Source organism: Erythrobacter sp. (assembly GCF_038133525.1).
In the GTDB taxonomy this organism is placed as follows: Bacteria; Pseudomonadota; Alphaproteobacteria; order Sphingomonadales; family Sphingomonadaceae; genus Qipengyuania.
The window spans coordinates 48,941-59,977 of record NZ_JAYPTL010000013.1; the positions used below are offsets into that span (position 1 = coordinate 48,941).

General features: G+C 61.5%; 10 protein-coding genes and 1 other RNA gene. 10 read left to right on the forward strand and 1 reads right to left on the reverse strand.

The window, feature by feature from the left end:
- On the forward strand, positions 1-368 hold a 368-nt coding region (locus AAFM29_RS05210; protein WP_341711743.1), incomplete at its 5' end, for a hypothetical protein.
- Positions 369-375: 7 nt separating this feature from the next.
- Here AAFM29_RS05210 and AAFM29_RS05215 read toward each other — a convergent pair.
- On the reverse strand, positions 376-678 hold the full coding sequence (locus AAFM29_RS05215) for a chorismate mutase (protein WP_341711744.1): 303 nt from the start codon (positions 676-678) through the stop codon (positions 376-378).
- 67 nt (positions 679-745) lie between these two features.
- On the opposite strand from AAFM29_RS05215, the gene AAFM29_RS05220 reads away from it, so the two are divergent.
- The 9 genes from AAFM29_RS05220 to AAFM29_RS05260 all read left to right on the forward strand — a co-directional run bounded on the left by AAFM29_RS05220 (position 746) and on the right by AAFM29_RS05260 (position 10,992).
- Positions 746-1,762, forward strand: coding sequence for a polyprenyl synthetase family protein (locus AAFM29_RS05220; protein ID WP_341711745.1), 1,017 nt, complete (start codon positions 746-748; stop codon positions 1,760-1,762).
- A gap of 48 nt (positions 1,763-1,810) precedes the next feature.
- Positions 1,811-2,827, forward strand: coding sequence for an aldo/keto reductase (locus AAFM29_RS05225; RefSeq protein ID WP_341711746.1), 1,017 nt, complete (start codon positions 1,811-1,813; stop codon positions 2,825-2,827).
- Positions 2,828-2,858: 31 nt separating this feature from the next.
- The gene (gene hrpB / locus AAFM29_RS05230; protein ID WP_341711747.1) at positions 2,859-5,282 is read left to right on the forward strand and encodes an ATP-dependent helicase HrpB; all 2,424 of its coding nucleotides are present in this window, start codon (positions 2,859-2,861) and stop codon (positions 5,280-5,282) included.
- Positions 5,283-5,300: 18 nt separating this feature from the next.
- Complete coding sequence (locus tag AAFM29_RS05235) at positions 5,301-5,579, forward strand: ETC complex I subunit (RefSeq protein ID WP_341711748.1); 279 nt, start codon at positions 5,301-5,303, stop codon at positions 5,577-5,579.
- Between the two features lie 33 nt (positions 5,580-5,612).
- An RNA gene (ffs, locus tag AAFM29_RS05240) (signal recognition particle sRNA small type) lies at positions 5,613-5,709 on the forward strand.
- Between the two features lie 62 nt (positions 5,710-5,771).
- Positions 5,772-7,595 carry a DNA polymerase III subunit gamma/tau gene (locus AAFM29_RS05245; RefSeq protein WP_341711749.1) on the forward strand — a complete coding sequence of 608 codons (1,824 nt, stop codon included), beginning with the start codon at positions 5,772-5,774 and terminating at the stop codon, positions 7,593-7,595.
- The gene (locus AAFM29_RS05250) at positions 7,592-7,927 is read left to right on the forward strand and encodes a YbaB/EbfC family nucleoid-associated protein (protein WP_341711750.1); all 336 of its coding nucleotides are present in this window, start codon (positions 7,592-7,594) and stop codon (positions 7,925-7,927) included. Before AAFM29_RS05245 ends, AAFM29_RS05250 begins: the two co-directional genes overlap by 4 nt.
- A 145-nt stretch (positions 7,928-8,072) precedes the next feature.
- Entirely contained in the window at positions 8,073-10,466 is a 2,394-nt protein-coding gene (gene lon / locus AAFM29_RS05255; protein ID WP_341711751.1) for an endopeptidase La, read from the forward strand.
- Between the two features lie 253 nt (positions 10,467-10,719).
- Entirely contained in the window at positions 10,720-10,992 is a 273-nt protein-coding gene (locus AAFM29_RS05260) for an HU family DNA-binding protein (protein WP_173213899.1), read from the forward strand.
- Positions 10,993-11,037: the final 45 nt, after the last annotated feature.

The window sequence follows — 11,037 nt, forward strand, 5'->3', positions numbered from 1 at the left end:
TGCTTCTATTGGGGAATCAAGAACTCTTGGTTACGCTGCCCACGGAGTTGATGGGAAAAGGAAGGAGTGGACCGAATTTCGTCTATCTCGCGATGCGCCCCGCTTCACGTTACAGCGAAGGGCGGTTCACCGCGATTGAAACCTGGCTGATTCAGTGTGGTCCAGTCGACAAGGAAGCAATGCGTACTGGCGAAGAGGGTGCCCTGGTGACACAGGCCCCCTTTGCAGGATTGAGGATTGTCGATGGCAATTGCCACGCTCAGGATATTGCGGCGCTGACAAACGCAGCCGCTATGAGTGAGAACCTCGCCGATAAGAAAGGCTATGTTCGCTGGGTTAAGGAGGCTGGGCCGGTCGAAACCGAATAGTGCCAGCTTAGCCAGCCGCCGCCTTTTCGTGGTGACGGATCACTTCGTCGATGATGAAGCGCAAGAACTTTTCGCTGAACTCGGGGTCGAGTTCAGCTTCTTCCGCGAGTTGCCGCAAACGGGCAATCTGGGCCTGCTCGCGCCCCGGATCGGCCGCGGGCAGGGCGGTCTTCGCCTTGTGTTCGCCCACCGCCTGAGTGATGCGGAATCGCTCCGCCAGGATATGGATCAGCGCGGCATCGATGTTGTCGATGCTCTTGCGATAGGCGGCCAGCACCGGATCGTGCGAGGGTTGCGCGGTTTGCGTCATCGCTTGCCAGATTAGCGGCAATTGCGCCCTTGCCAAGAAAGCATCTCCAGCGCATGGCCAAGCCGAAATGACAGCTACCGTAGTACCCCTGCCGCGCAAGGAACCCGAAGGCTCGATCGAGCCGATGCTGGCGCTCACCGCGCCCGGCATGAACCAGGTCAACCAGGTCATCCTCGACCGGATGCAGAGCGAAGTACCGCTTATCCCGGCACTTGCGGGGCATTTGATTTCGGGAGGCGGCAAGCGCTTGCGCCCAATGCTGACGCTCGCCGGTGCGGAAGTCGTGGGATATAACGGTGCCCGCCATCACAAGCTCGCCGCGGCGGTGGAGTTCATCCATACCGCCACTTTGCTGCACGATGACGTTGTCGATGGTAGCGACTTGCGGCGCGGAAAGGCGGCAGCCAACATCATCTTCGGCAATCCGGCGACTGTGCTGGTGGGCGATTTCCTGTTCAGCCGTGCCTTCGAACTGATGGTCGAGGACGGCAGCCTCAAGGTGCTCAAGATCCTCTCCAGTGCCAGCGCGATCATTGCGGAGGGCGAGGTCGATCAGCTTACCGCGCAGCGCAAGATCGACACCAGCGAGGAACGTTATCTCCACATCATTCGGGCCAAGACCGCCGCGCTGTTCGCCGCTGCGAGCCGGATCGCCGCGGTCGTCGCGGAGTGCGATGATGCACAGGAACGCGCGCTGGACGAGTATGGCCGCAACTTGGGCGTCGCTTTCCAGCTGGTCGACGACGCACTTGATTATGATTCGAATGCGGCTGCGATGGGCAAGGACCGCGGCGACGACTTCCGCGAAGGCAAGATGACGCTACCAGTCATTCTGGCCTATGCTCGCGGCAGCGAGGAAGAGCGCGAGTTCTGGAAGGCTGCGATCGGCGGTTATCGGACAAGCGATGACGACCTCGAACACGCGATCATGTTGATCGACCGCCACAATGCAGTTGACGATACCCGTGCTCGCGCGCGGCACTTTGCTCAGCGTGCGATCGATGCCCTGTCGATCTTTCCGGACGGCAAGGCGCGGCAGGCGATGACCCAGGCGGCGCTCTTCGCCGTCGCTCGCGGCTACTGAACCCCATCAGCCACTTCCGCGTGAATTCTGATCAGGAGACTCGTTATCATGCAAACCAAGCGTCTTGGCACATCGGCCATAGTTGTTTCGGATATCTGCATGGGTACGATGACCTTTGGCAGCCAGACTGACGAAGCTGAAGCTCTGAGGATCCTTGACCAAAGCTTCGATGCGGGGATCAATTTCTACGACACGGCCGAAGGCTATCCCGTGCCGCCTGACCGCAAGTGGGTTGGTAGGACTGAAGAAATCGTCGGCAAATGGCTCAAGACAAAGCCGCGTGATGCGATCATCCTGGCTACCAAGGTGTCGGGTCCCAGCCATGTCTGGTTCCGCAGCCCCAAGCGCGAGGGGATGACCGCGCTCGACCGGCGCAACATCATGGTTGCCGTCGAGGACAGCCTCAAGAAGCTGGGGACCGACTATATCGATCTCTACCAGACTCACTGGCCCGATCACGACACGCCCTATGACGAGACCATGGAAGTGCTCGACGAGCTGGTCCGTGCAGGCAAGGTGCGGATCGTCGGCTGTTCGAACGAAACCAGCTGGGGGCTGATGAAGTCGATCTCTGCGGCCGAGCGACTGGGGACGGTGCGCTACCAGACCATCCAGAACAATTTCAGCCTCAACAACCGCCGTTTCGAGGATGAACTGGCGCAGGTCTGTCGCAAGGAAGGCGTCAGCCTGATCCCATATTCACCGATCGGTGGTGGGGTTTTGTCGGGCAAGTATGCCAATGGCGCCCGTCCGGAAGGCGCGCGTTTCTCGCGTTATCTTGAGATTGGGGGTCGGCAGGCAGCCATGGCGCGGCGTTTCGTCAACGAAAAGTCACTCGCCTCGACCGCTCGTTTTGCGAAGCTTGCCGCCGAACTGGGAATGAGTCCCGTAACGATGGCGGTGATCTGGTCGAAGCAGCATGATTTCGTTGCCTCGACCATCGTCGGGGCCAGTCGCGAGGAACAACTGCCCGAAATTCTTGCGGCGGCCGACCAGGTGTTGAGCGACGAAACCCTGAAGGCGATCGACGCGATTTCGCGCGAAATCATGTATCCCATGGGTTGATGCGCGCCGCCTTCGTCCGCATCACGCTTGCGTGACCCGGCTGCCCATCCATTCCGTGCTTCCCGACCTGCTCGCCGCCTTGCGCGAGCGGAATGGTGCAGTGCTCGTCGCGCCCCCGGGCGCGGGCAAGACCACGGCTGTTGCGCCGGCTCTGCTCGATGAACCATGGTGCACGGGCACGATCATCCTGACTTCGCCACGCCGTGTCGCCGCCCGCGCTGCTGCCGAGCGTATGGCCGAAATGCTCGGCGAGAAACCGGGGGAAACGGTTGGGTACCTTACGCGCCTCGACAGCAAGCGGTCGGCAAGGACGCGTATCCTCGTCGTTACCGAGGCAATCTTCGTCAACACGATCCTTGCCGATGCTGAACTGGCGGGCATTTCCGCTGTCCTGTTCGACGAGGCGCACGAACGGCATCTCGATAGCGACCTTGGTCTTGCCCTCGCACTGGAGACGCGTGCCGTGCTGCGCGAAGACTTGCGCCTGCTGGTCATGTCGGCGACCATCGATGGACAACGCTTCGCGCGACTTCTCGACCCTGAGTGCCCTACGATCGAAAGTGAGGGGCGGGCCTACCCTTTGCGGATCGAGTGGCTGGGCTCATCGCCGCAGGCCTCGGTCGAGGAAGCGCTGACCGCAGCCGTTGCCCGCGCTTGGCGCGAGGAGCAGGGTGATATCCTCGCATTCTTGCCCGGTGTGCGCGAAATAGAGCGGACGCGTGAGCGCCTGGAGGGACGGCTGCCGGATGCGCTGGTGTTGCCCCTCCATGGGCAGGTTGAGCCCGCCGGCCAACGTGCTGCGATCCGGCGCGACCCGGAAGGCCGAAGGCGAGTGGTGTTGGCGACCGCAATCGCGGAGACTTCCCTCACGCTCGACGGTGTTTCGGTGGTGGTTGACAGTGGCTTGTCACGCCATGCGGAGTTCGATCGAGCTGCGGGTACAACCCATCTCGTCACACATCGTGCCAGCCAGGCCGCTGCGGCACAGCGCGCCGGTCGTGCCGCGCGGCAGGGCCCAGGCGTAGCCTACCGCCTTTGGGAAGAGGCAGGACACGCCGGGCGGGCACCATACGATCCGCCAGAGATGCTAACTGCGGACCTCGCGCCCCTGGTGCTCGGCCTCGCACGCTGGGGCACCTCCGATCCGGCAAGCCAGCAAAGGCTCGATCTCCCGGCGGCAGCCTCTGTCTCAGCGGCGCGAAGGACGCTCGAAGCATTGGGTGCGCTCGATGAACAGGGACGCATCACGCCGCGCGGAGAGCAGCTCGCGCATTTACCGCTCGATCCCCAGGGTGCTGCCACGGTGCTGTTCGGGGCCGAGCATGGCGCGGCAGAGAATGCTGCGCGGCTGGCTCTGCTCTTGCAGGAACGTGGGTTGGGCGGGAGTGGAGAAGATCTCGAGCAGCGGCTTTCGCGCTGGAATGCCGATCGGGGCTCGCGGTCCGATGCTAGTCGCAAGCTTGCGGCGCGCTGGGCACGTAGCGCCGAGCAACTGGCGGTGAGAAGTGGTGAGAAGAACCCGTCCTTGGGGATCCTCCTGGCCGCTGGGAGGCCCGAGTTCATCGCCAAGCGACGCGATACGAATGGCGAGAGCTGGATCGCCGCCGGGGGCAGAGGTTTCATCCTCGACCCCACATCTCCGCTGGCCCGGTCCGAGTTTATCGTGATCGGCGATGCGCAGGGGCAAGCGAAGGGTGCGCGGGTTACCGCGGCAATTGGTCTCGATGAGACGGAGCTCGAACGCTGGCTGCCGGAACGCATTGAACGGCATAAGCGACTGCGCTGGACGGGGAATAGGGTAGAAGCCCTGCTGGAACGAAGGCTTGGATCGATCAAGCTGGCAAGCGGCTCCGACCCCGCACCTGATGCCCAGGCGATTGTGGACATCCTTGTGGAAAAAGCGCTGGAAAACCCGGCAAAACTACTTCCCGCGGACCTTCTGGCACGGGCTCAATATGCCGGGATTTCCGCTTTCTCCTCTGACAATTTGGCGAAGAATGCAGAGCTCTGGCTGGTGCCATTGCTCATCGGACGACGTGATCTCGATATTCCGCGCTCGCGCCTGATCGATGCCTTGCTGTCCCAACTCGACTGGGACTCGCGCCTACGACTTGATCAGCTGGCACCTCGCGAGTTCGTTTCGCCTGCCGGATCCAGCCACGCGATTGACTATACGGGCGAAGATGCTCCCAGCGTCGAGGTTCGTGTGCAGGCACTGTTCGGGTTGGAGCAGCATCCGATGGTCGGGAACACGCCGCTCCTGCTCAAGCTCACCAGCCCTGCAGGGCGTCCGATCCAGGCAACGCGGGACCTTCCGGGATTTTGGCGTGGTAGTTGGGCGGATGTGCGCAAGGACATGAAGGGGAGATACCCCAAACACCGCTGGCCCGAGGAACCCTGGGCGGAAAAGGCCAGCCTGAAAACCAAGAACGCCTTTTCTCGTTCCGAAGGTTGAATTAGAGGCACACCCATTATGGCAGCACGAATCTACCAGCGACCGAAGAACGCCATGCAGTCGGGCAAGGCCCGGACTGATGAGTGGGTACTCGAATTCGAGCAATCCGAAGCCCGCCGCGCAGACCCGCTGATGGGATGGACGGGCAGCGGGGATACGCAAGTCCAGGTGCAATTGTCCTTCGCAAGCAAGGATGAAGCCAAGGCCTATGCCGACAAATACGGCATCGTCGCGCGCGTCCATGCAACGCCCAGCAAGACGCTCAAGCTGCAGGCTTACGCCGACAATTTTCGGTAATTGATTTTTCCTGCCCCGGTCGCCATATGCGCGGCCGGGAGTCGGTCGGACGTTTGCGTTCGCTCACCGGGTCAGGTCCGGAAGGAAGCAGCCCAGGTGGATTGCGGCGGGTCGGCCGGCTCCTATTGCTATCACCCACAATTCGATGACGCGCGGCATGACTTTTGCGGCGCCAATGCCTACCTACCGATCATGGGTGATTCACCGGACAATCCCGAAGGCCTCCCCTGGGAAACCGAGGTTGAGAAGGTCGATGAGCCGTCTGCTGCCGAGCTTGAGGCAGCTGGGCAGGAATCCATGTTTGGCGATCCGGCGCCGGAGCCAACACCGTCTTCGTCACCGGTTCCCGCAGCTCCTGCTGTTGAGGCGCCGAAGCCGACCTCGGCTGCTGGTACGCAGCCCTATCGCGTGCTTGCACGGAAATATCGCCCGCAGACCTTTGCCGAGCTGATCGGTCAGGACGCCATGGTTCGCACCCTGGCCAATGCCATCGCCCGTGACCGGTTGGCGCATGCCTTCCTGATGACCGGCGTGCGCGGGGTGGGCAAGACCTCGACAGCGCGGTTGATCGCCAAGGCGCTCAATTGCGTCGGCCCGGATGGGCAGGGCGGGCCGACGATCAGCCCATGCGGCGAATGTGAGCCATGCCGGGCGATCGCCGAAGGCCGCCACATCGATGTAATCGAGATGGACGCCGCATCTCACACCGGCGTCGATGACGTTCGCGAAATCATCGAAGCCGTGCGCTATGCTGCCGTCAGCGCACGCTATAAGATCTACATTATCGACGAAGTTCACATGCTGTCCCGCAATGCATTCAATGCCTTGCTCAAGACACTTGAGGAACCGCCAGCGCATGTGAAGTTCCTCTTCGCTACGACCGAGGTCGATAAGCTGCCGGTCACCGTACTCAGTCGTACGCAGCGTTTCGACCTGCGCCGCATTCCCGTGGAGATGTTGCAGGCCCATTTTGCCGAGATTTGCCACAAGGAGGGCGTTGAGGCGGAGGAAGAGGCGCTGCATATCGTCGCGAGCGCAGCGGAAGGTTCGGTTCGCGATGGCCTGTCGATCCTCGACCAGGCGATCGCCCATGCGGACCTCGACACCGAAGGCCGTGTGACGGCTGCACGTGTTCGGGACATGCTGGGTCTCGCCGACAAGTCGGCTCAGCGGCGCCTTCTTGGCTATGTGCTGGCCGGTGACGGCAAAGCCTTGCTGACGGCGATCGATGAACAGTATTCGCTTGGTGTCGAGCCACTGGCTTTGATGCGCGCGCAGATGGACCTCGTCCACCGGATCGCACTTGTGCAGGTTTCTGGCGGCGAAGCAGATGCGCCGACGGCAGAAGAGCGGGGCGCGCTGGCCGATTGGGCAGGGCAGCTCGAGGTGGGACAGGTGCACCGCTTGTGGCAATTATTGCTCAAGGGGCATGAAGAGGTTCGTCTGGCACCGGATCCCCTGGTTTCGCTGCGTATGGCTATGCTGCGGATACTGCATGCCGGGCAGATGCCTGATCCCGGCAGGTTGGCCAAAAAGCTCGAGACCTTGGCTGACCGCGCGCCGGTCGCGGTCGACCAGGCCGCGCCAACCGCGCAGGGTGCGGCTCCCGCGGCGGAGACTGCGCCTGATTGGCGAGCGCTTGTAGAGGCGATCGATGCCCGGGGCATGATGCAGGAAGCCAATGTCATGCGCCTGCAGGTGCGGGTCGTCGAGTTGGACAATGGCTTGCTGCGCTTTGGTCGTGACGCCAAGTTTACAGAAGATGTGGTGCCGATCATCAAGGATACGCTCTACCGGCACACGCAGAGCCGTTGGACGGTCGAGGAATTGCCCGGCGGAATTGGTGCACCATCGCTGGTGGAACAGGAACAAGCAGCGCGAGAAGCGGCATCGGCAGCGACACGCGCGCATCCCCTGGTGAAGGCTGCATTCGAAGCATTCCCCGATGCCGAGCTTGTCGAAGACGGCGGCGCTACCCCCAAGCGCCGCGAAATCCCTTGGAGTAGAAACGCATGAACATGGAAGAAATGCTGGCACAGGCCCAGCAGGCAGCCGAAACGATCCAGAAGCAGATGAACGACGCGCAGGCCAAGCTCGATACGCTCGAGGTCGAAGGCAGTGCCGGCGGCGGACTGGTCAAGGTCCGGGCAACGGCGCGCGGGCGGATAATTGGCGTGACGATCGATGAAAGCATGATGAAGCCGGAAGAAAAGCAGATGGTCGAAGATCTCGTGACCGCTGCATTCAACGATGCGCGGGATCGTGATGACCGGCTTTCGGGTGAAGAGATGGCCAAGATTCAGCAGGGCATCGGGCTCCCGCCGGGAATGAAGTTACCCGGCATGTGAAAGCTGGTAGATCCAGCCGGCTGGTGAAACGTTCGGGGTTCGAAACGGGTCTTCCACACCCGATTTCGTACCCCGCGTTGCACGGGTTCGAGGTGATCCCCATATTCGATCCAACACCGGGCCCAATGCCCGCCGGAATCGAACCATGACACCAAGTTTTCCCCTTCTTCCCCTTCGCGACATTGTCGTGTTTCCCGGCATGGTCGTGCCGCTCTTCGTCGGTCGATCCAAGTCGGTGGCTGCGCTTGAGGCAGCAATGGAAGGGTCAAAGGACATCTTCCTGCTGGCCCAGCTGGACCCAGCCTGCGACGACCCGGAACGCGACGATCTCTATGACATCGGCGTGGTTGCACAGGTCCTTCAGCTTCTGAAATTGCCCGATGGGACGGTTCGCGTACTGGTGCAGGGGAGCCGTCGGGCGACGCTCGAACGCCTCACGCCCGAGGGTGAGCATGTCCTGGCCGAGGTATCCTATCGCGATGTCGTGACCGCGTCGGGCAGCGAAGTGCTGGCCATGATGCGTCAGGTGATCGAGCAGTTCGGCGAATACGCGAAGTTGAACAAGAAGATCGGTGACGATGCGGTCGAAAAGCTCGCCGACATCGACGATGCGGGTGAGCTGGCTGATACCATCGCCGCCGCTATCAACGCGAAGGTGTCCGACAAGCAGGCGCTCCTGGTTGAACACGATCCGCTCAAGCGGCTCGAGATGGTCATGTCCTTCATGGAAGGCGAACTGTCGGTGCTGCAGGTCGAGCGCCGCATCCGCGGCCGCGTGAAGCGGCAGATGGAGAAGACCCAGCGCGAATATTACCTCAACGAGCAGCTCAAGGCGATCCAGAATGAGCTGGGCGGTGGCGATGAAGACGGTGGCAATGAGATTGCGGAGCTGACCGAGAAAATCGGCAAGACCAAGCTCAGCAAGGAAGCGCGCGAGAAGGCTGAAGCCGAGCTCAAGAAGCTCAAGAGCATGCAGCCGATGAGCGCCGAGGCCACCGTGATCCGCAATTACCTTGATGTGCTGCTTGGCCTGCCATGGGGCAAGAAGAGCAAGGTCAAGAAGGATATCGCCAAGGCCCAGGAAATACTCGATGCGGATCACTACGCGCTCGAGAAGGTCAAGGACCGGATCGTGGAATACCTCGCGGTCCAGGCGCGGACGCGCAAGCTGAAGGGGCCGATCCTCTGCCTCGTCGGCCCGCCGGGCGTGGGTAAGACCAGCCTTGGTAAGTCGATAGCGAAGGCAACCGGCCGCGAATTCGTGCGCCAATCGCTTGGCGGCGTGCGTGATGAGGCGGAAATCCGGGGCCACCGCCGGACCTACATAGGTTCGTTGCCGGGCAAGATCGTCACCAACCTGCGCAAGGCAGGCAAATCGAACCCGCTGTTCCTGCTCGACGAGATTGACAAGCTTGGTCAGGATTTCCGCGGCGACCCTGCGTCGGCGCTGCTCGAAGTGCTCGATCCCGAACAGAACGCCAAGTTCCAGGATCACTATCTCGAACTCGACATCGACCTGTCGGATGTGATGTTCGTCTGCACGGCGAACAGCCTCAACCTGCCGCAGCCATTGCTCGACCGCATGGAGATCATTCGGCTCGAAGGCTACACAGAGGACGAAAAGGTCGAGATCGCAACCCGGCACCTGCTACCCAAGCAGGTCAAGGAACATGGGCTCAAGAAGGGCGAGTTCGCGCTGGAAGAGGCCGCGCTACGCGACCTGATCCGTTACTACACTCGCGAGGCGGGCGTGCGTACGCTTGAGCGCGAGCTGGCGCGCTTGGCGCGCAAGAGCCTTCGCCAGATCCTCGAAGGCAAGGTGAAGAGCGTCACGATCACGCCGGACAACCTCGCCGATTTTGCCGGCGTGCGGAAGTACAAGCATGGCATGAGCGAAGACGAAGCGCAGGTTGGCGCCGTTACCGGTCTTGCCTGGACAGAGGTAGGCGGCGAGCTGTTGACGATCGAGAGTGTCACCACTGTCGGCAAGGGTGAGGTCAAAACCACCGGCAAGCTCGGCGAAGTGATGAACGAGAGCGTCGCTGCGGCCTTCAGCTTCGTGAAGGCTCGCGCGCCCCACTACGGGATCAAACCGAGCCTGTTCCAGCGTCGCAACATTCACATTCACTTGCCCGAAGGGGCTGTCCCGAAGGACGGGCCCAGCGCGGGCATCGGTATGGTGACGTCGATCGTTTCGACGCTAACGGGCGTGCCTGTGCACCCCGATGTCGCAATGACCGGTGAGGTGACCTTGCGTGGCCGTGTCCTGCCTATTGGCGGCCTTAAGGAGAAGCTCCTTGCGGCCCTTCGCGGGGGCATCAAGAAAGTCCTGATTCCGGAAGAGAATGTGAAGGATCTCGCGGAAATTCCAGCAAATGTGAAGGAAGGCTTGGAGATCGTGCCGGTTGCACATGTCGATGAGGTTCTTGAGCATGCGCTGTGCGCAAAGCTGGAACCGATCGAATGGAGCGAAGCCGATGATCTGGCCAGCCAGCCGGACCATCCGCACGCGCCACCACCGTCGACGACCGCGCACTGAATCACGCCATGCTGCGACGCAGCGACTCGGGCGCTCGTCCGGGTGCTTTTTTCGGTTGCCGATCGGAACCTTTCCTCCGTCCGGGATACCAAATGCTGCGTTAACCGCGAAACCGCCGAAATTTGCCTCGCAAACGACGCTTTTTGGCCGATTTTGGCTTTGACACTCGGGCCAAAAAACTCTCAATTCGTCTCCCTTCGCGCAGGCGATTCACAGCCCATTTTCTAGATAAAAACGAGGGGGGTTCCCGACAATGAACAAGAACGACCTGATCGGCGCGGTCGCCGACGCCAGCGGCCTTTCGAAGAGCGATGCAGCAGGTGCGGTTGAAGCGGTGTTCGATTCGATCACCAAGGCGCTTACCAATGGGGACGAAGTTCGCCTGGTCGGTTTCGGTACGTTCTCGGTTGCCAAGCGCAAGGCATCGACCGGTCGCAATCCGCGAACTGGCGAACCGATGACGATCAAGGCGTCGAAGCAGCCTAAGTTCAAGGCTGGCAAGGGTCTGAAGGATTCGGTCAACTAAGATCGAGTCCAATCGTTCGCGCTGTATCCAATTGGGTAGCGCGTG

Bases quoted from the DNA above. Each gene is read 5' to 3' on its own strand.
- AAFM29_RS05260 (WP_173213899.1), top strand. From the start codon at position 10,720: ATGAACAAGAACGACCTGATCGGCGCGGTCGCCGACGCCAGCGGCCTT.
- lon (WP_341711751.1), top strand. From the start codon at position 8,073: ATGACACCAAGTTTTCCCCTTCTTCCCCTTCGCGACATTGTCGTGTTT.
- AAFM29_RS05235 (WP_341711748.1), top strand. From the start codon at position 5,301: ATGGCAGCACGAATCTACCAGCGACCGAAGAACGCCATGCAGTCGGGC.
- AAFM29_RS05250 (WP_341711750.1), top strand. From the start codon at position 7,592: ATGAACATGGAAGAAATGCTGGCACAGGCCCAGCAGGCAGCCGAAACG.
- AAFM29_RS05220 (WP_341711745.1), top strand. From the start codon at position 746: ATGACAGCTACCGTAGTACCCCTGCCGCGCAAGGAACCCGAAGGCTCG.
- AAFM29_RS05245 (WP_341711749.1), top strand. From the start codon at position 5,772: ATGGGTGATTCACCGGACAATCCCGAAGGCCTCCCCTGGGAAACCGAG.
- AAFM29_RS05225 (WP_341711746.1), top strand. From the start codon at position 1,811: ATGCAAACCAAGCGTCTTGGCACATCGGCCATAGTTGTTTCGGATATC.
- AAFM29_RS05215 (WP_341711744.1), bottom strand. From the start codon at position 678: ATGACGCAAACCGCGCAACCCTCGCACGATCCGGTGCTGGCCGCCTAT.